Source organism: Flavobacterium sp. MR2016-29, assembly GCF_015350695.1.
GTDB lineage: Bacteria > Bacteroidota > Bacteroidia > Flavobacteriales > Flavobacteriaceae > Flavobacterium.
Genome location: NZ_JADKPU010000009.1, coordinates 1 through 23,607, shown reverse-complemented (window position 1 = coordinate 23,607; position 23,607 = coordinate 1). Strand labels below are relative to the sequence as shown.

The window sequence follows — 23,607 nt, the reverse complement described above, 5'->3', positions numbered from 1 at the left end:
GATTATTTACTGCGTTTTAAAATTTCGTCTTTAGTATTCGGTTTAAAAGAAGCTCCGGCACAACGCATTACGGCATCAAAACCATAACGGGTTTTCATTTTATCCATGGCGGCATAAAGGGCTAACATTTCCTCGGTATCTTCAAAAAGATTAATTTGATACGTACCGCGCACGAGTCCGCTGCAGCGAATACCAATCAAACGCAATCGCATTCGGCGTTGGTATAGTTTTTCAAAAAGTTCCATTACATTTTTAGTCAAAATATGATCTGCTGAAGTGTAGGCTATTTTGCATTGTTTGGTTTCTGTATCAAAATTGGCGTAGCGTATTTTAACCGTAACAGTTGAAGTCAGCCATTGTTCTGAGCGAAGCTGAAAAGCGAGTTTTTCGACCATTCCCACAAGCACTCTTTTCAGTTTTGCAATGTCAATTGTATCCTGAGAAAAAGTATGTTCGGTAGAAATTGATTTTCTTTCGGTGTAAGGTTCAACTGGGGTATGATCAATTCCGTTAGCCTTTTTCCAAATATCCAAACCATTTTTGCCAATCATTTGTTGTAAAACTTCAGGAGGCATTTCAGATAAAGTTTGAATTTTTCGAACGCCTATTCGGGATAAAAGCTGAAAAGTCACAGCTCCGACCATAGGAATTTTTTGAATCGATAAAGGATTTAAAAATGCCTGTACATCATTTTCTGGAATTTCAAGATTCCCTTTTGGTTTGCCTTCGCCGGTAGCAATTTTAGAAACGGTTTTATTGACAGATAACGAAAAACTGATAGGAAGTCCGGTTTCTGTAATTACAGATTGTGCCAGTTCATTTGTCCATTTATAACTTCCGTGAAATTTATCCATTCCGGTAATATCAAGATAAAATTCGTCGATACTGGCTTTTTCCATTATCGGTGCTTTTTCCTGAATAACCTGTGTAACATCATGCGATAATTGAGAATATAATTCCATATCGCCTTTGATGATTTTAGCCTGTGGACAAAGTTTCATTGCCATGTGGATGGGCATGGCAGAACGTACACCAAAATAGCGTGCTTCATAGGAGCAAGAAGCTACAACTCCTCGGTCACCTCCGCCTATAATAAGCGGAATGCCATTGAGTTGAGAATTGGTGCGTCTTTCGCAGGATACAAAAAAGGTATCCAGATCCATATGTACAATTGCCCTTGCCATTTTCCTTTTTGTTTTTGTATAAAGCAAAATTAGTACAGATGATAACAATTTTTTGTATATTTGCTGTTCCAAATTATAACAAATTAATTATGTCCTTATTTTCAGACAATATCAGAGCATTAAGGGTTAAGCATAAAATATCACAAGAGAGATTAGCTGAAAACCTTAAGATTACCAGAGGAAGATACGTTAAATACGAAGATGGAACTTCAGAAGCGCCGTATGATATTTTAAAGCAGATCGCTTTATATTTTCATATGAGTATCGATTTGTTATTGTCTGTCGATATACGCAAAATCAATATAGAAAACTTAATAAAACTAGAGGGCAACCGACTCATTTTGCCAATCCAAGTCGATCAATTTGGTGAAAATTATATCGAAATTGTATCTCAAAAAGCAAAAGCAGGTTATCTAAACGGATATGCCGATCCAGAATATATTGAAAGTTTACAGCAGGTTTCGCTTCCGTTTTTAGGACCAGGAAAACACCGCGGATTTCCGGTAGAAGGCGATTCTATGCCTCCGCATGAAGATGGTTCGATCATTATCGGACGCTATGTGGAAAGGCTGGGAGAGGTAATGGATGGAAAAACCTATATCTTGATTACCAAAAATGAAGGTATGGTGTACAAACGTCTCAATAAAAATAAAAAGAATTCTTTAGTTTTGGAATCGGATAATAGTTTTTACCCAAATTATGAGGTGAAAGCTTCTGATATTTTAGAGATTTGGGAGTACGAATGCAACATCGGCCGATCTGATAAAAAACAGCAGCTTTCTGAAACTGAAACGATGAAAGAACTGCTTCTTGAAGTAAAAAGAGAAGTGATGGAGATTAAGAATAATACGGCGAATACGTAATTTTCAGCTAAACAGATTATTTTTTTTCGCCACGAATTCACGAATTTTGATTTAATAATTTCTTGAATTCCTGGCGAAAAACTTTAGACAAAGCCATTCAATTCTTTTAATCTGTAGCTTTAAATAAACTTTGTGCCTTAGCGCCTTTGTGGCAAGAAATCTAAAAAACCTTCACAAAACCCAATCCATATTGCTGCCCATTATAAAAAGGCATTACCATAGAAGTTGACTTACTTTCAGAAGACGATTTGAATAATTTTTTAGTGATATAGGGATTCATCCAATACGCCAATTTAGTGCTCAAAATTCCAATTCCAGCTCCTGCAGCAACATCGGTTAACCAGTGGCGGTTGTTGTAAATTCTAAATAATCCGGTTCCGGTTGCAACGGCATATCCGGCAATACCGTACCAAATCGATTTATCTTTGTATTCCTGCCATAAAAACTCGGCTCCGGCAAAAGCAGTCGCAGTATGTCCTGAAGGAAAAGAATTGTTCGAACTTCCGTCTGGACGTTCTTCATGCACAATCGATTTTAAACCTAAAACCGTTGAAGCCATTATAACATAAGAAGTCATAAATATTACAGAACGATCCCGCATATTATTTTTACCTTTTACGCCAAAAGCATTTAAAGCATAAACTGATGCAGCGGGTGCATATTGAGAGAAATCATCAATGGTAATTTTCTCATCAATGTCTTCAGTAACTTCATTTTTTATCTGATGATTAAAACTTAGGAGCTGATCATTTCCAATTCCAATAACGCCATAGCCAATTAATACACTGGGAATAATTAATTGCTTATAGTTAAATTTTAATTGATGAGCAGTGCTGTCAATTTTTACAATTGAATCATTTTGCTGTGCATTTGCAGAAAAAAATCCGACTAAAAATACTAGGGAAATCGTTTTTTTAAACATCTTTCGTTATCGTTATAAGTTGCAATAATAACGAATGTCTTAACTAAGTATTTTTGACTTAATTGAACCTTAAGCGGATATTAATTTGTTGGTTTTAAATAGAATGGTTTGATTAAGATTGGCTAAATTTTCTCAAATTCCATAGGAATGATTTTCATATAATACATTCAATATATCGAACCTATTGCTTTTTTACATTGTAAAATTTCTTTGCCAACAATATAAATCGAGCCTACGGCTCTTTTACTATTTTTGTTTAAACAATTAACAATTATTCTTAGACTTTTAACGAAAACCAAAACGTACTCCCCAGTCCCAAATTACTCTCAACTCCGACATTTCCATTTTGGGCTTCAATAAATTCTTTACTGATTGCCAAACCTAATCCCGTTCCGGATTTTTGACTTCCTGGAACTTGAAAATATTTATCAAAAACTTTATCTTTGTATCGTGTATCAATTCCTTTTCCAGTGTCGATAACCTGAAATACGATTTGATTGTTTTCTCTTTTTAATTTAATGAAAATAGTACTTTTTTCAGAAGAATACCGAATCGCATTCGATAAATAATTAATCAAAACCCAACCTGTTTTTTCGCTGTCGGCTTTTACGTCCTGCAGATTTTCATCGGCATCAATAACCAATTTAATCTGTTTTTGATCGGCCTGAACTTTTACGGCTTCAACAGCATAATTTACAATTTCACGCGGATTGCTTTTTTCAATATTCAGCTGAATATTTCCCGTTTCCAATTGTGATAAATTGAGTAATTCGCCTGTAATTTTCAATAGTCTTTGACTGTCATCTTTTATACTTTCAACCAATTGTTTTTGGTCGTCGTTCATGTCACCCGTTTTTGTATTTTCAAGTAATTGAAGACTTAATTTTATAGAGGCAATCGGCGTTTTTAATTCGTGCGAAACGGTCGCAATAAAATTGGTTTTGGCAAAATCCAATTCTTTAAAAAGTGTAATGTTTCTCAGAATAATTACATCACCAATATTGATTTCTTTTTCTTCGCCAGTTGGAATTATAGTAATATTCAAAATTTCTTTTTCGAAATAACTCTCTTTTCCGTGAGCGTAAATTTTAAGCGGTTGTTTTTTAGGAGAGTCAGCCTCTTCCTTTAAAATCAAAGACCGAATCAAATCATTTGATAAAGCCAAATTTGAAGCCGATTTCCCAACCACATCTTCCAGTTTTAATCCGACAATTTTTAACGCTTCATCATTGGCAAACAAAACAATTCCTTCATTATCAAGACCAATAATAGGATCGTGCATATTATTGATTAAAGTTTCCAGACGTTTTTTTTCAAAGAATAATTTATACAAATTACTGTCATTATATTCCTGAAGTTTCTGCGCCATCGTATTAAACGATTTGGCCAAATCTCCATACTCATTATGATTGGTAAAATGCACACGTTCTGAATAGTTTTTATTGGCAATTTCCTTAATACTCAGCGTTAATTCCTTTATAGGATTGGCAATATTATTGGGCAGATTAACTAGTAAATTAAAAGCAATCAAAAAACACAAAGTTCCCACAATGGCAATCCACAAATTGGCATTTTCAGCGGTATGTTTGGCAATATCGCTTTTCTGTTTTATAGCATCTAGATTCAATTTCATAATGGCAAAAATGTCTTGCCTGATTTGCGTTTTGAGCACTTCATTAGCCCCATTTTTTTCTAAAAGAGCAAAACTTTTTTCGAGATTTTCGGTTGCTTCCTTTTCTCCAGGTTCAGTTACATTTTGCGTTTGCTTTTCCAGATATTCTTTAAAAGTGTGAATCTGATTATCTGGATTTGCTTTAATTTCATCCAAGGACAAGATCATATTTCGCGAATATTCAAGCGTATTATAATTCGCTTTCAGAATATTCTCTGTATCTGCTTTTATCAAAAAAACAGAATAACCGCTCACTAACGAAAGTATAATGATCATTAAAAATAATAATCCAACTCCCAGATTTAATTTGGTTTTAATTCTCATAATTTTAGTTTTTGTAAAATGTTTGCTGTGAGATGTAAAATGTATTTCACAAAGATCATTTCACATTTTACAGCCAACATTTCACGATAATATAACAAGATCAACATTTGATAAAGACAGTTTGTTTAACAAACGCCTGAAAATTGTTGTAGACAAAATTACTTTAAATAAATTCAAATGCGGTTTACCAATGCAGACAGTTGTAATTTGTTTTTCTTCTGCAGTAATCAAAATCGCATCGGCAATATTTTTATGTTCTAATTTAATAACTTCTGCGCCCAATTGCACGGCGAGTTTAAAATTATTAATTAAATGTCGCTGTTTGTCTAAAGCAATTTTTGTACTGCTTTCCTGTGGTGTTTCTACATACAAAACATACCAGCTTCCGTTGTAATAACTTGCCAATCGTGCCGCTTTTCTGATCACAATTTTAGCCGTTTTATCATTACTGCTAATACAGGCCAAAAGTTTCTCATGTCGTAAAGCATGAAGATTCGGAACTTCATTCTCAACTTTTCGAACGACTTGACTCGCTACTTCTTTCAAAGCCAGTTCTCGAAGTTGTAAAATCTGTTCCGATTTAAAAAAGTTCGCTAAAGCCGTCTGAATTTTATCAGGAGTATAAATTTTTCCTTCTTTCAAACGCGCAATCAAATCTTCAGAAGTCAAATCGATATTGACCACTTCATCTGCCAATCGCAAAACATTATCTGGAATCCGTTCCTGAACGTCTATTCCCGTAATACGTTTTACATCCTCATTTAAACTCTCAATATGCTGAATATTAACAGCTGAAATGACATTAATTCCTGCATCCAGAATCTCCAAAACATCCTGCCAACGCTTTTCATTTTTGCTTCCTTCAACATTCGTGTGCGCCAGTTCATCAACAATAACCACTTCGGGACGAAGATTAATAATGGCTTGAACGTCGAGTTCTTCTAATTCTTTTCCTTTATAGAAAATTGTCCTTCGGGGAATCACAGGCAAACCCGCCAATAATTCATGCGTTTCCTTTCGCATGTGCGTTTCGATGTAGCCAATTTTTACATCGATTCCGTTTTTCAATAACGAATGCGCTTCCTGAAGCATACGAAAAGTTTTGCCCACACCGGCGCTCATCCCAATGTAGATTTTAAACTTTCCCTTTCGTGATTTCTGAATTAAATCGAGAAAGTGCTGTGCGTTATTATTTTCGTTTTCCATACTTTATTGGGTAATATGTTATCTGTAAAATGTAAAATGTTTTGCGTAATGTTAAGTACATTTTACATTTTACAAAAAACATTTCACATTACTAGAAAGAAATCGCCAATGAAGTCGTTACAAACGTATTGGTATCCGTTGGAAGATTGTTTTTTGTAAATATTTCATCTTTGCTCGAAAGATTTCTGGCTTCAATTCTAAACATAACATTATCAGTAACTAAGTAATCAAAGTTAGCTGAAAAACCGTAAGTTTTAAAACCGTTTGGCGTTTCAGTTGCAATGATTACTCCTTTTTCGTCGCTGTAATATTCACCGCGTGCTGCAAGCTGAATTTTGTCTGTTGGTTTGTATTGCAGAATCAAAACTGGTGAAAACCAAGTGTCGTATTTGTTACTGTTTTTAGCTGATTGCTGTGATCCAACATCAAAACCAGCTGTAATGTTTGTTTTCTCTGTTACTTTAAATTGTCCGTAAAAGTTATTAAAATAACGCCATTTTTTATCAATATCCAGCTGTTCATTTCCAACATACGTACTCCAGTTCAAAGCAACATTATCTGATGGTTTGTACGTAATCTGAGTTCCAAAAGCTGGCGTTTGATTACCTTCTACTTTCTCAATTCGTTGCCAGCCATTCAAATACATTCCTGCCAAATACCATTTTCCAGATTCAGACGTATAGCCAATTTTTACTCCCGTTTCATAATAAGGAGAATTCTCAGCCAAAATACTTCTAGTTAAAGTCTGACAGTCTTTTCCAATGGCGCTTTCAAAACCAATATGCGAAGGCATAATTCCCGCGTCAATCCATAAATTATGGTTTTTCGAAATCTTTACTCCAACATTTGCTTCGTAAACATTTTTCAACAAACCCTGCTCGGCCGCCATATTATATTCGGCATAAGTTCCTGCCATCAAGGCAAAATTACCCCGAATATTTTCTTTAGAATAATTCACTTTCGCCATACCCAAATTCAGGTTTACCTCGTTGCTTTTATTATAACTATAAAAAAAGTTTGGTCGAGTATGATTTTCGGGTTTTCCAAAATCATAACTATAATAAGCGTCTACATATCCTGAAAATGTAAACGGACTTTTTGTTTCTTCTTGTGCGTGTAAATTGCTAAAACCAAAAGCGATTAAAGCAGTAAGTATTATTTTTTTCATTTTTGTGGTATTCTATTATTTATTAGATTTTTTAGGAGCTAATCCCGCTCCCGAAGCCTCGGGAGGTTTCAATCTTTTGTGCCTCCCGAAGCCTCGGGACCGGCACAAAAGGATTTCCTCCCGAGGCTTCGGGACTATCGGGGCTAGGACATTTGGGGTAAAAAGGCGTTTTGTTTCCTAACAGGTTTTTAAAACCTTGTAGTTATTAATTTTAAAGTTTTGGTTTTTATCGCTTGGTTTGTCATCCTGAGGAACGAAGGATCACACTAGTAGCTCGACAAAGATTGGCGATCATGCAGACGGAGTTTCTCGTGTGATCCTTCGTTCCTCAGGATGACAAACTACACGGTTACTCCATGATAATAGTTGATGTCGATTTTCATACCTACAAGGTTTTGAAAACCTTGCAGGAGAAAACCTTAGAACCTTAGCGACTCAGAACCTCAGAACCTTTTTTAGAAAGTTCATCCAGCGCTACATTCAATTCCAAAACATTAACCGTTTCAGGACCAACAACAGCTGTATTAATTTTAGATTCCACCAAAGCTTTTACTTTAGCTTCATCCATTTTTCTTTCTTTGGCAATTCGCTTAACCTGAATCAAAGCGCCTTGCGGAGAAACATTCGGATCTAAACCACTTCCAGAAGCCGTAACCATATCTGATGGAATATCAGATTTTTTCAAATAGGGGTGAACCAATAAAAGTGTATCAATTCTTTTTTGAACCAAAGCCAGATATTCAGCATTACTTGGTCCTTTGTTGCTTCCGGCACTTCCCGCAGCATTATAATCTACAGCGGAAGGTCGTCCCCAGAAATAATTCGATTTGTCGAATTTTTGGCCAATTTTTTGGTAACCAACTACTTTTCCGTTAACCGAAATCGTTTCTCCTTTTCCTTGATTTGGAGCCAATTGTGCGATTCCGTAAATCGCTAAAGGATAAATAACCGCAAACAAAATCAAAGTAAGTACGGTAAGTTTTAAGAGTGAAAATATTGTTTTCATGTTTCTAATGTAAAATGTTAGATGTAAAAAGTGATTTGTAAAATTGTTATATGTGAGTTTTTGATTTTGTCATTTCACATTTTACAAATCACATTTCACTAAATAAAGAAAGTAACTATTAAATCAATTACTTTAATTCCGATGAAAGGGACGATCAAGCCACCAAGTCCATAAATCAAAAGATTTCTTTTTAAGATGGCACTTGCTCCAATTGGTTTATAATCAACCCCTCTCAATGCCAGCGGAATTAAAATTGGAATGATAATCGCATTGAAAATCACAGCCGATAAAATCGCACTTTCAGGACTATGCAAATGCATAATATTTAAACCTTGCAACGCAGGAATCGCAGTAATAAAAAGAGCAGGAACAATAGCAAAATATTTCGCAACGTCATTTGCAATAGAGAAAGTAGTTAAAGTTCCGCGAGTCATTAAAAGTTGTTTTCCAATTTCAATGATCTCAATTAATTTAGTTGGGTCATTGTCTAGATCGACCATGTTTCCTGCTTCTTTTGCAGCTTGAGTTCCACTGTTCATGGCAACACCTACATTCGCTTGCGCTAGGGCAGGAGCATCATTGGTTCCGTCACCCATCATAGCAACAAGTTTACCTAGGTTTTGCTCGTTTTTGATGTAGTTCATTTTATCCTCAGGTTTCGCCTCCGCAATAAAATCATCAACACCTGCGGCTTCTGCAATAAACTTCGCTGTCAATGGATTATCTCCGGTAACCATAACCGTTTTTACACCCATTTTTCTCAATCGGTCAAAACGTTCTTTCATTCCGGTTTTTATGATATCCTGCAATTCGATAACACCTTGAACCTGATTGTTTTTAATAACCACTAATGGCGTTCCTCCATTTGTCGAAATGTCAATTACTTTTTGAGCTGTATCTTCAGGAAATGCATTTCCAGCTTGAAGTGCAATGTTTTTTGCAGCATCCTGAGCACCTTTTCTAATGTTCGTTCCGTCTCTTAAAATGACTCCGGAAGTTCTAGTTTCTGCGGTAAATTTGATTAAAGTAGCACCTTCAATTGATAATTTATTGGCAGTTTCGGCTCCTGCCAGTTCCACAATACTTTTCCCTTCCGGAGTGTCATCTGCTAATGAACTTAACACAGCAGATTTAATAAAGTCTTCTTGAGAAACACCTTTTGCAGGATAAAAATTGGTTGCTTTTCTGTTTCCAATCGTGATTGTTCCGGTTTTATCCAAAAGCAGTACATCAATATCTCCGGCAGTTTCAACCGCTTTTCCAGATTTTGTAATCACGTTGGCACGAAGCGCTCTGTCCATTCCCGCAATTCCAATTGCAGAAAGTAAACCTCCAATTGTAGTTGGAATCAAGCAAACGAACAAGGCGATAAAAGCCGCAATCGTGATGGGTGCGTTGGCATAGTCGGCAAACGGTTTTAGCGTAACGCACACAATCACGAAGATTAATGTAAATGCGGCTAATAAAATGGTTAATGCAATTTCGTTTGGTGTTTTCTGACGGCTCGCACCTTCAACCAAAGCAATCATTTTATCCAGAAAGCTTTCGCCAGGTTCTGAGGTTACAATTACTTTAATTTTATCAGATAAGACTTTTGTTCCTCCAGTTACAGAAGATTTATCACCTCCGGCTTCGCGGATTACAGGAGCACTTTCTCCAGTAATGGCACTTTCATCAATTGTAGCCAGACCTTCGATAATTTCACCATCAGTTGCGATTAAATCGCCAGCTTCGCAAATGAAAACATCTCCTTTTTTTAGTTGTGAAGATGAGATATGTAAAATGTGAAATGTATCAGGCTGACCTTTTACATTTGACTTTTCACTTTTTACAAGCTTTGCAGGAGTTTCTTCACGAGTTTTTCTTAAACTGTCAGCTTGTGCTTTTCCTCTGGCTTCGGCAATTGCTTCGGCGAAATTGGCAAATAAAAGCGTTGCCAGTAAAATCAAAAACACAATTAAATTATAGATAAAACTACCTTGATCTGTTGCTCCCATTAATATGGAAATACAAACCGCAAACATGATCGCAGTTCCTATTTCTACGGTAAACATTACCGGATTTTTGATCATCATTTTTGGATTCAGCTTGACAAAAGATTGCACTAAGGCTTCTTTTACCTGCTTACTTTCAAACAATGATGTGGATTTATTAGTTGTCATTTTTCTTTGTGTAAAATGTTAAATGTAAAATGTGAAATTTCCTACTTTTGTAAATGATTATTTTAAATATGAAACCACATAAGAAATTGAATTCATGGATTAAAAGTTTTGAATTCGTTAAAGAAATTTATTTAGCTACAAGACAATTCCCTTCTGAGGAAAAGTTTGGAATTACTTCGCAAATCCGCAGAGCTTCTGTTTCTGTACCTGTTAATATTGCAGAAGGCGCAGCGAGAAAAGGAACAAAAGAGTTCATCCATTTTTTACATATTTCGCTAGGTTCTTTATCAGAACTCGATACTTTAATTTTATTAAGCAAAGAATTAGATTTTTTCAATGAAAAAGAATGTGACCAATTGATAGAAAAATTAGATATCATAGGAAAACTTATTTATGGATTAATCAAGAATCTTGAAGCGCGTGTATGATCTGTGATTTATGAGAGTGAAATGTGATTTGTAATATGTAAGATGTTGTGTGAGTTTGTGTCTTACATCTTACATTTTACTTTTTCACATTTTACATTCCAAAATATTCGGCTAAAGGTCCAAGTGCCAGCGCAGGAAAGAATGATAAAGCAGCAATAATTGCGATTACAGCAAAAGTCATTATTCCGAAAATTGAGGTGTCGGTTTTTAAAGTTCCTGCACTCTCTGGAATGTATTTTTTACCTGCCAGTAAACCTGCAATTGCTAACGGACCAATGATTGGAATGAAGCGGCTTAACAGCAATACAATTCCTGTAGTGATATTCCAAAAGGGATTATTATCTCCTAAACCTTCAAAACCAGAACCGTTATTGGCAGCACTTGAAGTGTATTCGTATAACATTTCTGAGAATCCGTGATTTCCAGGATTGTTTAACCAGCCTGTCGCGTTGCCACTGAACCAATAGCCCATTGCAGTATCATGTGCGGCAAAATAAGATGCTAAAGCAGTTCCGGCCAATATTAATAAAGGATGAAGAATCGCAATAAAAGCAGCAATTTTAACTTCCCGTGCTTCGATTTTCTTTCCTAAAAATTCAGGAGTTCGACCCACCATTAATCCAGAGATGAATACAGCCAGAATAATAAAAATGTAATAGTTTAAAATACCAACACCGCATCCGCCGTAAAATGCATTTACCATCATAGATAATAGTTGCATAGCACCAGAAACAGGCATAGAACTATCGTGCATACTGTTTACAGAACCTGTAGAAATTACTGTTGTGGCAATACTCCAGAAACCTGACATTGCAGGGCCAAACCGAACTTCTTTTCCTTCCATCGCTCCAGTCGTTTGTGCGATACCCATTTTTTCAATAGCAGGATTTCCGTTCATTTCGCTCATCACTGTTGGGACAACAAGTAATAAAAATCCAACGGTCATTACACCAAAAATGATGTTGGAAAGCTTTCTTTTGTTTAAGAAAAAACCAAGTGCAAAAATCATCGCAAACGGAACAATCAACTGCGCCCAAAGTTCAACTCCGTTAGTAAAATAAGTTGGATTTTCTAATGGATGCGCTGAGTTGGCTCCAAAAAATCCACCACCGTTTGTACCAATATGTTTGATGCCAATAAAAGCAGCAGCAGGTCCGCGAGAAACTTCTACATGATCACCCTGAAGCGTTGTAATAGTATCTTTGCCTTCAAAAGTCATTGGAGTTCCGCTAAATAATAGTGCAACAGCTACAATTGCCGAAAGGGGTAATAAAATGCGAGTACAGCTTTTGATGAAATAATTATAAAAATTACCTAATTGCTCTGTAGTTCTTTCTTTCATTGCCGTAAAAATCATGGCGGCAGCCGCCATTCCGATACCTGCAGAAACAAACTGAAGGAACATCAAAACCATTTGTGAAAGATACGATAGCCCACTTTCGCCTGAATAATGCTGTAAATTACAATTGACCAAAAATGAAATAGCAGTGTTAAATGCCAGATCAGTCGTCATTGAAGGGTTATTATCCGGATTTAAAGGTAAAGATCCCTGAAACAATAAGACAAAAAAACAAAGAAAGAACCAAACCATATTAATACTTAAAAGTGCTTTTAAGTGTTGTTTCCAGTTCATTTCTTCAGTGGCATTTATACCGCTGATTTTAAAAATAAATTTTTCAATTGGATTGAAAATCGGGTCAAAAAGTGTCTTATCTCCCAAATAAACTTTAGCAATATATTTTCCTAAAGGAATTGCTAAAATAATAGTTAGGATAAAAATACCAATGACGCCTAATAACTCTGTGTTCATAATTTTTATTTTTTTTAGTGAAAGGTGAGAAGTGATTTGTAAAATGGGTTGATGAATAAAATTTATGTTTACATTTCACATAAGGCATTTCACTTTTTACATGATTTAAAATTTTTCGGGTTTGATTAATACATATATCAAATACACGAAAACAGCGATTGAAATAATAAATAGTGCAGTCATGATTTAGATTTTTTCAAAAAATTCAACTGATTTGAAACAAATAGCAAACAGCACAACTGCCAATGCGAGTAAAAGAAAAGTGATCATAGGATTTTATTTTAGATTTTAGATTTGTGAAATGTGAGACGTAAAATGTGATTTGTGAAAGGAAACAACATTTAACATTTCACAAAAAAACATTTCACGAATTAGACTCCCGAAGTATTAACTTGCTTAATGTATTCCGCTTTAAGCGTTTGAGGAAAAAGGTGTGAAATATTGCAGTGGCGCATTTCCATAAAAGAAGAAACCGAAAAAACATACACATTAGAAATGGCATTTTTAGTTTCGATGCTTCCACTGATAAATAGGCGTTCAGCAAGAGCAAGACATTTTTTTGCACGAACGATATTTCCAGAAATAATAGATTTTTTGGTTATCTCGGCAAAGCGTTCTGCTTGTTTGTAGATTGAGGTGACTTGATTTTTCATGAGAATGAATTTTTATGTTCTCCCTCCTTATGCCAAAATATGTTCCGAAAAAGTAAGGTAACTGCTAAAGTGCTGTCAATAAAAGGAATGTAGTTTTGTGCCAAAAATTAGGCATAAAAAAAGCTTATCAAAATGATAAGCTTTTATTGAAATGATAAGGTTTATTTAATTGTGAATTGTGAATTGTAAAATGTAACCTTCTTTTAATTTGAAATTTGAAATTGCAATTGGTTTTGAAATTTAAATTTTGGAATTTTCAATCCCATATTCTTCCAATTTTCGATACAAAGTCGCAATTCCAATTTCTAATAACCGTGCTGTTTCGGCTTTATTACCTTTCGTATAATTCAAAACTTTCTGAATGTGCAGTTTTTCAACACTCTGCATAGAGAAAGCCGACATTGATTTTGTGCTTTTTTCCGTTTGATGTTGCATTTCATACGGCAAAACATCTGAAGTTAAAGTATCGCCATTACTTAAAATAACCGATCTTTCGATAATATTTTTAAGTTCACGGATATTTCCCGGCCAGGAATAATTTTCTAATTTCTGAAGAAAATCATCAGCAATATGTAATGTTTTTTTGTTTGTTTTTTCAGAAAATTGTTTGACGAAATAATGCGTCAAAACGCCAATATCCTTGATTCTTTCTCGCAAAGAAGGCAGTTTGATTTCGAAGATATTTAAACGGAAATACAAATCAGAACGGAAACGGTGTTCATCACTTTCTGTTTTTAAATCTCGGTTTGTAGCCGCAATTAATCTGAAATTTGATTTTTTTGGAGTTGTATCGCCAACCGGAATATATTCAGAAGTTTCTAAAACGCGAAGTAATTTTGCCTGAAGATCGATAGGCATTTCACCAATTTCATCTAAGAATAAAGTACCGCCGTTTGCTTCTTCAATAAAACCTTTTTTATCTTTTAAAGCTCCTGTAAAAGCGCCTTGTTTGTGGCCAAAAAGTTCGCTTTCTAAAATTTCCTTGCTGAAAGTGCTACAGTTTAAAGCCACAAAAGATTTTCCGACACGATTGCTGTTTTCATGAATGGCCTGTGCAAAAACTTCTTTCCCAGTTCCGGTTTCACCAGTCAATAAAACAGTCGAATCTGTTTTGGCAACTTTTTGGGCAAGATCAATAACTTGTTCAATTCCTTTCGATTTTCCAATTATAGTCTCGAAAGAATATTTACTTGCAATACGTTTTTCCAGTTGCTGTACTTTTTTCTGCAATTCCACTTTCTCTAAAGCTTTATAAAGAAGCGGAATAATTTTATCGTTATCGTCACCTTTTACAATATAATCAAAAGCACCATTTTTCATTGCCTGAACTCCGTCTGGGATATTTCCGAAAGCAGTCAGCAAAATAACCTCTACAAGCGGAAAACTTCCTTTTATGTTCTGAAGAAAATCAACGCCATTTCCATCAGGTAATTTGACATCACATAAAACGACATCAATTTCGGTTTGTTCTAGTTTCTTAAAACCAGATTTTAAATCTTTTGCCTCGAAAACTTCAAATCCTTCCGATTTTATAATACGCGCCAGCAGACTTCTAAGTTTTTCTTCGTCGTCTATAATTAAAATTTTGTGTGTCATTTGAGGAAAGCAAGTTATTTTGATGTACAAATTTAGGTTTTAAATCACTTTCCTTTTTTAATTCGGAATAAATTATTTTTAAGTATATAATAAGTTTTAAAATATTTTCATCGAAAAGAAATGTATTTTTAGATCCAAAAAGAACCACTAAAATTTATGTCAAAACGAATTCTCATTATAATAACTGCTGTATTGTTCTGTGGTTTACATGGTTTCTCAAATGAAATTGTTCAAAAAGATTCTTCAAAATCAAAAACAATTTCTTTTAAAATCAAATTAAAATCGGCCGATGAGGTTAAAATCAAACCTGCTCCTTTAAAATTCAATAAACATTTTGCCTATAGTTTTACGCTTGATGATGGATATCGATCTGCTTATTTAACAGCCTTTCCATTATTGAATGGCGGAAAAATCAGTAATCCTGATAAAAACGAATGGAAAATCGATCAAGGCGGAGACGGAACAACTTCAAATGGACTTTTTTATTCAGACGGTTTCGGAAACAAAATCCCATTTAAATTGGCTTTGGCAGTTAACGGCGGCGCAATTCGTGATTTACCGGCAAACCGCGGACATCTTTCGTGGCCGGAAATTAAAGAAATGTACAATGCTGGCTGGGATGTTTTGAATCACGGTTTTCATCATGCTACAAAACACGGAACGAATTATTTGACAGAAGTAACTGAAAATATTACTTCGATAAAACAAAATCTTGATTTTACCATGTCACATTTTGTGGTTCCTGGCGGAGAAGGAGATCCAGATTATCATCATGAATATGAAAAAGCTGCATTAGCAAACGGATTTCTTTCAGTTGCTTCCCACAAAGGTGTTGGACCTATTTTAAATGTTGATTCTAAAGTCGATTTAGATAAAATGATTACAGCCAGAACTTTTGTGCAGAGCTCAAAAGATTCAACTAGTTTCAAAACAATGGATCGTTATTTAAAGACACTAGATTCGATTGTAAAACAACCAAATACACTTTGGTTTAACGAATTTACACACGGTACAGGCAATGGAAATTTATGGAATTTAAGCATGCGTTTTCGCGATTTTAAATATTATATGACAGCGCTTGCAGATAAGTACGGCGTAAAAGGAAGTGATACAATTTGGATGGCACCGTGGCAGGAAGTTTACGAATATATTTGGTTAAGAGACAGAATTAAAGTCGATTACAAACAAAAAGATAAAGAAATAGAAGTTACTATTGAATTACCTGAAATTCCAGAAAACTTTAGAAATCGAGATATTTCTTTAATAGTTGATACTTCATCAAAATTTGAAATCGAATCAAGTAAAGATTTAAAAATTAAAGACGACGGAAAAACAACTCACAAACAGATTTTCATTGAACTGAAATAAAAAATATAGCCACAGATTAAAAGGATTCTAATGATTTTTTTACTTTCAAAATGACATAATCCTTCTAATCTTTTTAATCTGTGGCAAAACTTTCTAATTAATCTCCTTTTCGCTATCCTTGATAAAAGTATCAATATTCATTAAATAAGGGTCTACAACAATTCGTTGATGTTTTATTTTAGATTTTATTTTTCCCTCTATTTTATTGTTTTTTATTGCAAATGTAAAACGCGATAACTTTCCGTTTTCATCATAAATCCCAATATCTATTTTATTGTCGTTTGGAATTTGTTTTCGTTCTCCCGTCGCACTTTCTTTGAATTTTTCAGAAACCGCTTTAAAAGAAACCTCATAAAAACCATTCTTTTTACTACTTGAAACCGATTCTATTTTAGACGAATAAGTAATAATCTGCTTAAACATTTCATCTAATTTTGGATATAGTTTTTTATCCGTTACAGCATAAATTTCTTTTAATAAATCTTCAGAATCAGGAAACGGATTTGGATATTTATAATGATTCATAAAATTTTTCAAAGCCAGATTTACTTTTTCTTCACCAATTAATATTCGCAATTGATGCATAACCAGCATTCCTTTATCATAAGGTAAATGAGGCGTGTCGTAATTGGTTTTATATAAAGGTGTTTCTGGATCGTAACTTCTGCTGCTCAAGTATAAATCAAGATGAATCTTTAATGTTTCAAGTGCTTTTTCTAAACCATGTTCTTTTTCATAAAGCATTAATTCTGTGTATTGAGCCAAAGTTTCGGTCAAAATCCAGCTTCCTTCTTTTTGTTCTGGGCTTATTTGTGAATTTCCCCACCATTCATGCGACAATTCATGAGCCGTTAATTGATTGATGACATCTTCTTTATCTTTGTTTTTGAGATCGCTGTAAAATCCGAAATTCTCTTTCATAATAACTGTCGACGGATAAGAAGTTGCAGCAAATCCATCCGCGAAAGCAGAAACTTCGGCGTATCGAATCGTTTTATATGGATATTTACCAAAATTGCTCTGGCAGTAATCTAAAGTATTTTTTACATCTTGAATTAGTTTTTCAACGTTTCTGGAATGTCTTTTATCATAAAAAACTTCAATAGAAATTCCTTTATATTTCGTTTTTTGAATTTGATAATTAGCAGAAGAAAAAGCAAATCGAAACGGAATCTTTCCATTTGATTTATAATGAAAATAATTGCGATCGTCTTTTTTCCAACTTCCAATTAAATCTCCAACACCAATAGCAGTTTGATTTTTAGATGTTGAAACCAAAGCATCATAATCAACAAAATAATATTTGATTTTAGATTTATCTTCCAGTTTTTTAAGAGGCGTCTGAGGTTTCAAATGTCTTTTTGCACGCTCTTTTTTACTGCTGATTTCATTCGATTCCTGATAACCAAAAAGCGGAAAGTAACGGCTTATTCGCATAAAAGAACCATTTTCGATTATAGAATTAAAAGCCGTGTGTCCTTTAAAGGGCGACCACGATGATTCAAAAGAAAAATTCATTTTGAGTTTTTGCTGTGGCTGTAAAGGTTTTCCCAATCGAAACCAATAATGTTGAAAATCAGAAACATCGTCTAATTTTTTAGAAGTCGGAATCTCAACAGAAGTCAGTTTCGAATTTCGATCTATATATAGGAGTAAACTATCAATTGGTTTTTCAGAATTATTGATTAATTCATAGATGCCATTTACCTCATAGCGGTTGTCTTCGGGATATAAATCGACTTTACTTTTTATCGAAACGATTGTTGGCTGAGGTAGATTTGTATATTTTTTAAATTGAGTTTCATATTTCTCGCTCCAATTATTCTGATCGTCTTCGGTCAAATACGGATATTCAATATTGGTTTTGTAAAAAAGATAACCTCCAAAACCAATAAAAATAATAATTCCGAATCCTAAAGTTGCTTTTTGAATATTATTAAATGAATTTCTGCGAAAGATTTTTACGATTGAAGCATTTCTTTTCCATAAAATGCCAGTCAATGTTAAAAGGATTAAAGCCAATCCAAAATTGTAGAACATCGAAATATGAAACGAGATTTTATATTTGCCAAAACCATTCAAATCAAAATATTCTGTTTTAAAAGCATTTCCAAAACGAAATAAAGGATGTGAAATTCCCAATTGTTCTCCAATTCCGGTACAAAACAAAATGCAGACAAAAGCCGAAATCGCAAGTCCGATATATTTATTTTTAATAAAAGTCTGAATTGCAATGATCAAAATTGAAATTAAAAGCAACGGAAACCCAATAAAATAAAACAAAGAAAGATAAAGACCAATTTCGATTGGAGCATTCGCATTCATAATTTGAAATCCACATCCAATCAAAATACTTATACTAATAATGAGTAACGGAATTATAAAAAGTGCTGTCAATTTTGCCAGCAAAACAATAAACTGAGAATAAGGCGCAGTGTTTTCAAGCATTTCAAATCTCGAATTTTCACTTCGGTTTAATAATTCGCTGCTGTAAAAAAGGAGAATCAGGATCATAATAAAAGGCAGGCGATCCATTATTGTGGAAATCATCAAAGCAGTATCGGTAATTTTTTCAGCCAAGCGGATGCCGCCGTCAATTTCATCTGAAATCTCAATCATTAATAATCCAGAGAATAAAAGTACAATCAGCAAAAATGGAATTCCTTTCAGAATTAAATAAACATCCAGTTTTATATTGCTTTTAAAAACAGCTAAATTATGTCTGAAAGATTTTATTTCGATGTTATTCGGAATTGCTGCAGAAAATACTTTTGTTTCTTTTTGAATAGCTTTAGATGTTTTTACCTTTTTAGTTTTGGTTTTTCGGAATGAAAATAATCGATACGAAACAAAAAGTAAAAGGAGAGAAACAGAAATCCATAACAATCGGTTAAATAAAAAGTTACCCGAAAGTGAAACCAGCTGGCTGTTTTTTTCAATTGAAGTCCAATATCTCGTTTGTTCCAGAAAAGCTGCCAGACCAAACGGATCTATTTTTGCTGCCCAAGACATGGCTTTCGCCGAAGATGGAGAAGCATTTGCAAATAGGGGCGAATTCGAAAAAATCGAACCTGCTATATATAAGATGTAAATTAATAATCCGCCGACATAAATTAAGAGTTTGCTTCGAGTAAGCCACGCCAAAGCAGTCAAGATAGAAAGGCTCAAAAAAATATTCGGAATCACAATGACCAAATACGGCCAGAGATAATTTATAATTTCAAAAGGTCCAAGTTCACTTTTTTGAAGCCATGACATTTGGTGTCCAACGATCATTCCGACGATAAACATTCCAAAAGAAACTACGGCGATTATAAATGCTGCAATAAATTTTGGAGCTAAATAATGAAATTTAGAAATAGGAGAGGAGAAAATAATCGAATCGAATTTCGTTTCATATTCCTTTAAAAAACTTTGTGCCGCCTGAAGCGTAATCGAGAATATCGTCATTAACGAAATCAGACCAATCGCATAAGTTAAAACATACGGACTATTTTTGTATGCGCCCGAAAAAGAGAAGTTCGCAAACGCACTGACAAAAAATCCAAGAATCAGATAAATAATAAATGTGGCATAAAAAGTCAAACTTCTGGTATTGTTATGCCATTCAAATTGAATTAATTTAGAAAACATAACCTTAATTTTGAAGTTGATTTTGACCTAAAACACTAAAATAAACATCGCTTAAATCTGGCGATATCAATTCGAAACCAGAATCTGGACGTTCATTTGCGAAAACATGAATATTGATTTTTCCCGAATTTAAGTGAGAAGAAATGATATTGAAATTCAATTGATGATCCTTCAATTCTGTTTTCTGAATCGCTTTCATCCAGATTTTATCTTTCAAAGAATCGATTGCGTCATTTGGTTTTCCTTCCAAAATCAATTTTCCGTTGGAGATAATTGCCATTTTAGGACACAAATCTCGAACGTCTTCTACAATATGAGTTGATAAAACCACGATAATACTTTCACCAATTTCGCTCAGTAAATTATTAAATCGGTTTCTTTCTTCCGGATCAAGCCCAGCCGTCGGTTCATCCACAATAATAATCTTTGGATTTCCAAGTAAAGCTTGTGCAATTCCAAACCTTTGACGCATCCCGCCAGAAAAAGAATGAACCGCTTTGTCTTTATGCTGTAATAAATTAGTCTGCTGCAATAAATACAAAATTTGATCGTGTCGTTCTTTTTTATCGACGATCCCTTTCAAAACTGCCAAATGATCGAGCAGGCGATAAGCAGAAATTTTAGGATAAACACCAAATTCCTGCGGAAGATAACCTAGGTTTTGCCTGATAAACATGGGATTTTCCAGAATATTAATTCCGTTAAATTCAATAATTCCAGAAGTGGGTTCTTGTAAAGCGGCAATAGTTCGCATTAAACTTGACTTTCCGGCGCCGTTTGGACCTAATAAACCAAACATGCCATTCGTGATTTCAAGCGATAATTGGTCAATGGCTTTTGTACCGTTCTCGTACGTTTTGCTGAGATTTTTGATTGATAAACTGTTCATTTTTTGATTGGTTTTGATGATTAAATGAAATTATGATTTGAAAAATTTAGGCAATAGAATACCTGTCGGCTTCAAAAACCGATTTATTATGTTTAGAAATTAAAATTTAAAAGAAAGCTATTCTGCTACGTATTCTAAAATATCGCCAGGCTGGCAATCCAGAATTTTACAGATAGCTTCGAGAGTATCAAACCGAATTCCTTTTGCTTTTCCAGTTTTTAGAATCGATAAATTGGCAGGCGTAATATCTAGTTTTTCTGCCAACTCCTTACTCTGCATCTTGCGTTTGGCAAGCATTACATCAACATTTACAATTATTGGCATAGTTATATAAATAAGTCTTGTTCGTTCTGAAGGTTTAAACCTTGCTTAAAAATAGCAGCTAAAAAGTAAGCAAAAGCACCAAGCATTCCGTGCAGTATAATAAAAAGCCAAACTTCATTATCAAGCGGAACAAAAAAGAAAGCCACAAATAGTACAATAGTCGGAATTAATAAATTCGATAAATAGAAACGCCTTAAATGAGAAATTCCATTTGCAGTAAACAATTTTGGCTGATAAAAGACCTTAAAAACATTACTGCTCAATAAAAAGAAAAGACCGTATAGACTTAGCGGGGCTAAAAAATCAAAAAGAATGTATGGTAAATTGTAATCACCCAGCATTAAAGGATGCGAAGTAAAAGGATAACAAACCTGGAAATACTTTCCGTTATCTTTAAAAGTCAAAAACAATCCTGTTACCAAAGTAAAAACAGAATATGCAGCCAAAAAGAAATAGATAACGGACAAAAATCGGGTAAAGTAAAATAATATTCGAGATACAATATGAGTTGTCTTCATATATTGAAAAGTTAAATTGATATTGCAAATTTATAATTAATTATTGTAAAACGATAATTAATTATCAAAAAGTAATTATTTTTTCAGTAATGAGAATATTATAATTCTATTAACATTAGAAAACAAAAGGCATCCATATAAATGAGTTAATTTTGTATACTAGCATTTTTTTATATGAAAAACCCAATTTCAGTCTCATTATTAGACCTCGCTATCATCACTCAAGATAGCAACGCCACAGAAACATTTCAAAAAACAAAAGACATAGCGCAATTAGCAGATAATTTAGGATACAAGCGATTTTGGCTCGCAGAACATCATAACATGGCACACGTTGCAAGTACAGCAACTGTAGTTTTAATTGGTTATGTAGCAAGTCAGACAAAAAATATTCGTGTAGGTTCTGGCGGAATCATGCTCCCGAATCATTCTCCTTTAGTAGTTGCTGAACAATTTGGAACCTTGGAAACGCTTTATCCAAACCGAATAGATTTAGGTTTAGGAAGAGCGCCTGGAACAGATCAGCCAACTGCCGAAGCAATTCGAAAAGACTTTTTCGAGCAGGCGCAGCGTTTTCCGCAAAATGTAAGCAAGCTTCAAGAATATTTTTCTTCCGAAAATGAAACAGGAAAAGTGCGTGCATTCCCAGCCGAAGGTTTGAAAGTTCCAATTTGGATTCTAGGTTCAAGCATGGATAGTGCAGCTTTAGCAGCAGCTTACGGATTACCTTATGCTTTTGCAGGACACTTTGCGCCAAAACTGATGATTCAGGCATTTGAATTCTATCGCGAAAATTTCCAGCCTTCAGAGTATTTAGATCAGCCAAAAACAATGGCTTGTGTCAATATAATTGCTGCAGACACAAACGAAGAAGCAGAGCTATTGTCTACAAGTTTGTATCAAATGTTTTTGAACTTAATTAGAAACGATCGTAAAGGTTTACAGCCTCCAGTTCCATCATTAGATGACATTATGAACGAGCAAGAACGTTTCCATGTCAATCAAATGACAGCCGGAACCTTCACAGGAAACAAAGAACAATTAGTTACCGATTTAAAAAAGTTCATCGACTACGCAAGAATTGATGAACTAATGGTAACAAGTCCAATCTTCGATCATCAGGCAAAACTAAAAAGCATTCAAATCACAAAAGAAGCAATCGACAGCCTAAACGAAAGTATACATATATAAGTATACTATATATAAGAGTAGATCGCATTCACTGAGCCCGACAGTTTTAAAAACCTGCCGGGTTTGTTTTTTTATACATATATATAAGTAGAATTTTATACTATATATAGCATCAGTTAAAAAATATCTGTCAGGCTGAGCGAAGTCGAAGCGCCGCACAGTATTACACAATCCAGGCAATCCATCATTTAGAATTTATTTTTAATAAGAAGCTATTCCCGCTATCCGCTTCAATCTTTTTGAGGCGAACCCCGCCCCAAAAAGGATTTCCTCCCGAATCGGGACTATCGGGGCTAGCCATCAGTTTTCAGAAGAAAAAATCGGCAATAAAAGACCATTTCAGAAGAAAAAAAAGAAAACTTTGCATCTTCGTACCTCTGCGAGATTAAAAAAACATAGAAAAAACCAGACTTCGGGCCTTAGTGCCTTGGCGGCAGAACCAGGCAAAGCGAAGCAAAGCAGCCAAAAATCCCCAATAAAGGCAAAACGGCAAAAAAAACTTTGTATTGTAAAAAACGCCATACCAGCGAGTTATAAAATATATGGAAAATATATAATAAAAAGTCTTGCAGATGTAAATAAAGGTATTACTTTTGCACCCGCAACAGCGACAGGCGTTCACTGAAATACTGACAAGTTATTTAAACTAAACGAAAAAATATTTTCAAAAAAAGTTTAAAAAAAGCTTGT

The 23,607-nt window shown here is 34.4% G+C and carries 19 protein-coding genes; 4 read left to right on the top strand and 15 right to left on the bottom strand.

Going from position 1 to position 23,607, the window contains the following annotated elements; translation table 11 throughout:
* Nucleotides 1-2: 2 nt before the first annotated feature.
* Nucleotides 3-1,184, bottom strand: a complete 1,182-nt coding sequence (gene dinB / locus IR010_RS17305; RefSeq protein WP_029273471.1) for a DNA polymerase IV — start codon at nt 1,182-1,184, stop codon at nt 3-5.
* A gap of 89 nt (nt 1,185-1,273) precedes the next feature.
* On the opposite strand from dinB, the gene IR010_RS17300 reads away from it, so the two are divergent.
* On the top strand, nt 1,274-2,047 hold the full coding sequence (locus IR010_RS17300; protein ID WP_029273472.1) for an XRE family transcriptional regulator: 774 nt from the start codon (nt 1,274-1,276) through the stop codon (nt 2,045-2,047).
* 160 nt (nt 2,048-2,207) lie between these two features.
* Here the strand turns inward: IR010_RS17300 and IR010_RS17295 are convergent, their stop codons facing one another.
* The 6 genes from IR010_RS17295 to kdpB all read right to left on the bottom strand — a co-directional run bounded on the left by IR010_RS17295 (nt 2,208) and on the right by kdpB (nt 10,507).
* Entirely contained in the window at nt 2,208-2,969 is a 762-nt protein-coding gene (locus tag IR010_RS17295) for a phosphatase PAP2 family protein (RefSeq protein WP_194570734.1), read from the bottom strand.
* Between the two features lie 277 nt (nt 2,970-3,246).
* Entirely contained in the window at nt 3,247-4,965 is a 1,719-nt protein-coding gene (locus IR010_RS17290) for an ATP-binding protein (RefSeq protein ID WP_194605609.1), read from the bottom strand.
* Between the two features lie 81 nt (nt 4,966-5,046).
* Nucleotides 5,047-6,171, bottom strand: coding sequence for a universal stress protein (locus IR010_RS17285; RefSeq protein ID WP_194605608.1), 1,125 nt, complete (start codon nt 6,169-6,171; stop codon nt 5,047-5,049).
* A gap of 91 nt (nt 6,172-6,262) precedes the next feature.
* Nucleotides 6,263-7,339: a porin gene (locus IR010_RS17280; protein ID WP_194605607.1), complete on the bottom strand. Its 1,077-nt coding sequence runs from the start codon at nt 7,337-7,339 to the stop codon at nt 6,263-6,265.
* Between the two features lie 427 nt (nt 7,340-7,766).
* Entirely contained in the window at nt 7,767-8,345 is a 579-nt protein-coding gene (locus IR010_RS17275) for a K(+)-transporting ATPase subunit C (RefSeq protein ID WP_194605606.1), read from the bottom strand.
* 98 nt (nt 8,346-8,443) lie between these two features.
* Entirely contained in the window at nt 8,444-10,507 is a 2,064-nt protein-coding gene (gene kdpB / locus IR010_RS17270) for a potassium-transporting ATPase subunit KdpB (protein WP_194605605.1), read from the bottom strand.
* Nucleotides 10,508-10,575: 68 nt separating this feature from the next.
* Between kdpB and IR010_RS17265 the strand changes: the two genes are divergently transcribed.
* Entirely contained in the window at nt 10,576-10,935 is a 360-nt protein-coding gene (locus IR010_RS17265) for a four helix bundle protein (RefSeq protein WP_134139622.1), read from the top strand.
* 91 nt (nt 10,936-11,026) lie between these two features.
* On the opposite strand, the gene kdpA is transcribed toward IR010_RS17265, so the two are convergent.
* The 4 genes from kdpA to IR010_RS17245 all read right to left on the bottom strand — a co-directional run bounded on the left by kdpA (nt 11,027) and on the right by IR010_RS17245 (nt 14,994).
* Entirely contained in the window at nt 11,027-12,745 is a 1,719-nt protein-coding gene (kdpA, locus tag IR010_RS17260) for a potassium-transporting ATPase subunit KdpA (protein WP_194605604.1), read from the bottom strand.
* 105 nt (nt 12,746-12,850) lie between these two features.
* Entirely contained in the window at nt 12,851-12,928 is a 78-nt protein-coding gene (kdpF, locus tag IR010_RS17255; RefSeq protein WP_073099479.1) for a K(+)-transporting ATPase subunit F, read from the bottom strand.
* A 188-nt stretch (nt 12,929-13,116) separates the two neighbouring features.
* On the bottom strand, nt 13,117-13,398 hold the full coding sequence (locus IR010_RS17250) for a hypothetical protein (RefSeq protein WP_029273480.1): 282 nt from the start codon (nt 13,396-13,398) through the stop codon (nt 13,117-13,119).
* Between the two features lie 240 nt (nt 13,399-13,638).
* Entirely contained in the window at nt 13,639-14,994 is a 1,356-nt protein-coding gene (locus tag IR010_RS17245; RefSeq protein WP_194605603.1) for a sigma-54-dependent transcriptional regulator, read from the bottom strand.
* A 156-nt stretch (nt 14,995-15,150) separates the two neighbouring features.
* Here IR010_RS17245 and IR010_RS17240 point away from each other — a divergent pair, with 156 nt between their 5' ends.
* A complete protein-coding gene (locus tag IR010_RS17240) occupies nt 15,151-16,362 on the top strand; it encodes a polysaccharide deacetylase family protein (protein ID WP_194605602.1) in 1,212 nt (403 codons plus the stop codon).
* A gap of 93 nt (nt 16,363-16,455) precedes the next feature.
* Here the strand turns inward: IR010_RS17240 and IR010_RS17235 are convergent, their stop codons facing one another.
* From IR010_RS17235 to IR010_RS17220, 4 genes are all read right to left on the bottom strand, one after another.
* Entirely contained in the window at nt 16,456-19,995 is a 3,540-nt protein-coding gene (locus IR010_RS17235) for an ABC transporter permease/M1 family aminopeptidase (protein WP_194605601.1), read from the bottom strand.
* A gap of 4 nt (nt 19,996-19,999) precedes the next feature.
* Nucleotides 20,000-20,884 carry an ABC transporter ATP-binding protein gene (locus IR010_RS17230; RefSeq protein WP_194605600.1) on the bottom strand — a complete coding sequence of 295 codons (885 nt, stop codon included), beginning with the start codon at nt 20,882-20,884 and terminating at the stop codon, nt 20,000-20,002.
* 117 nt (nt 20,885-21,001) lie between these two features.
* Entirely contained in the window at nt 21,002-21,208 is a 207-nt protein-coding gene (locus IR010_RS17225; protein ID WP_012024053.1) for a helix-turn-helix domain-containing protein, read from the bottom strand.
* A 2-nt stretch (nt 21,209-21,210) separates the two neighbouring features.
* The gene (locus tag IR010_RS17220; RefSeq protein ID WP_194605599.1) at nt 21,211-21,726 is read right to left on the bottom strand and encodes a DUF2975 domain-containing protein; all 516 of its coding nucleotides are present in this window, start codon (nt 21,724-21,726) and stop codon (nt 21,211-21,213) included.
* A 174-nt stretch (nt 21,727-21,900) separates the two neighbouring features.
* On the opposite strand from IR010_RS17220, the gene IR010_RS17215 reads away from it, so the two are divergent.
* Complete coding sequence (locus IR010_RS17215) at nt 21,901-22,917, top strand: LLM class flavin-dependent oxidoreductase (RefSeq protein ID WP_194605598.1); 1,017 nt, start codon at nt 21,901-21,903, stop codon at nt 22,915-22,917.
* Nucleotides 22,918-23,607: the final 690 nt, after the last annotated feature.

What these genes read in the sequence shown, in the direction of transcription:
- IR010_RS17275 (WP_194605606.1), bottom strand. Translation starts at nt 8,345, where the DNA reads ATGAAAACAATATTTTCACTCTTAAAACTTACCGTACTTACTTTGATT.
- IR010_RS17220 (WP_194605599.1), bottom strand. Translation starts at nt 21,726, where the DNA reads ATGAAGACAACTCATATTGTATCTCGAATATTATTTTACTTTACCCGA.
- kdpF (WP_073099479.1), bottom strand. Translation starts at nt 12,928, where the DNA reads ATGACTGCACTATTTATTATTTCAATCGCTGTTTTCGTGTATTTGATA.
- IR010_RS17245 (WP_194605603.1), bottom strand. Translation starts at nt 14,994, where the DNA reads ATGACACACAAAATTTTAATTATAGACGACGAAGAAAAACTTAGAAGT.
- IR010_RS17265 (WP_134139622.1), top strand. Translation starts at nt 10,576, where the DNA reads ATGAAACCACATAAGAAATTGAATTCATGGATTAAAAGTTTTGAATTC.
- IR010_RS17290 (WP_194605609.1), bottom strand. Translation starts at nt 4,965, where the DNA reads ATGAGAATTAAAACCAAATTAAATCTGGGAGTTGGATTATTATTTTTA.
- IR010_RS17230 (WP_194605600.1), bottom strand. Translation starts at nt 20,884, where the DNA reads ATGAACAGTTTATCAATCAAAAATCTCAGCAAAACGTACGAGAACGGT.
- IR010_RS17250 (WP_029273480.1), bottom strand. Translation starts at nt 13,398, where the DNA reads ATGAAAAATCAAGTCACCTCAATCTACAAACAAGCAGAACGCTTTGCC.
- IR010_RS17280 (WP_194605607.1), bottom strand. Translation starts at nt 7,339, where the DNA reads ATGAAAAAAATAATACTTACTGCTTTAATCGCTTTTGGTTTTAGCAAT.
- IR010_RS17300 (WP_029273472.1), top strand. Translation starts at nt 1,274, where the DNA reads ATGTCCTTATTTTCAGACAATATCAGAGCATTAAGGGTTAAGCATAAA.
- kdpA (WP_194605604.1), bottom strand. Translation starts at nt 12,745, where the DNA reads ATGAACACAGAGTTATTAGGCGTCATTGGTATTTTTATCCTAACTATT.
- IR010_RS17240 (WP_194605602.1), top strand. Translation starts at nt 15,151, where the DNA reads ATGTCAAAACGAATTCTCATTATAATAACTGCTGTATTGTTCTGTGGT.
- kdpB (WP_194605605.1), bottom strand. Translation starts at nt 10,507, where the DNA reads ATGACAACTAATAAATCCACATCATTGTTTGAAAGTAAGCAGGTAAAA.
- IR010_RS17215 (WP_194605598.1), top strand. Translation starts at nt 21,901, where the DNA reads ATGAAAAACCCAATTTCAGTCTCATTATTAGACCTCGCTATCATCACT.
- IR010_RS17235 (WP_194605601.1), bottom strand. Translation starts at nt 19,995, where the DNA reads ATGTTTTCTAAATTAATTCAATTTGAATGGCATAACAATACCAGAAGT.
- IR010_RS17225 (WP_012024053.1), bottom strand. Translation starts at nt 21,208, where the DNA reads ATGCCAATAATTGTAAATGTTGATGTAATGCTTGCCAAACGCAAGATG.
- IR010_RS17285 (WP_194605608.1), bottom strand. Translation starts at nt 6,171, where the DNA reads ATGGAAAACGAAAATAATAACGCACAGCACTTTCTCGATTTAATTCAG.
- IR010_RS17295 (WP_194570734.1), bottom strand. Translation starts at nt 2,969, where the DNA reads ATGTTTAAAAAAACGATTTCCCTAGTATTTTTAGTCGGATTTTTTTCT.
- dinB (WP_029273471.1), bottom strand. Translation starts at nt 1,184, where the DNA reads ATGGCAAGGGCAATTGTACATATGGATCTGGATACCTTTTTTGTATCC.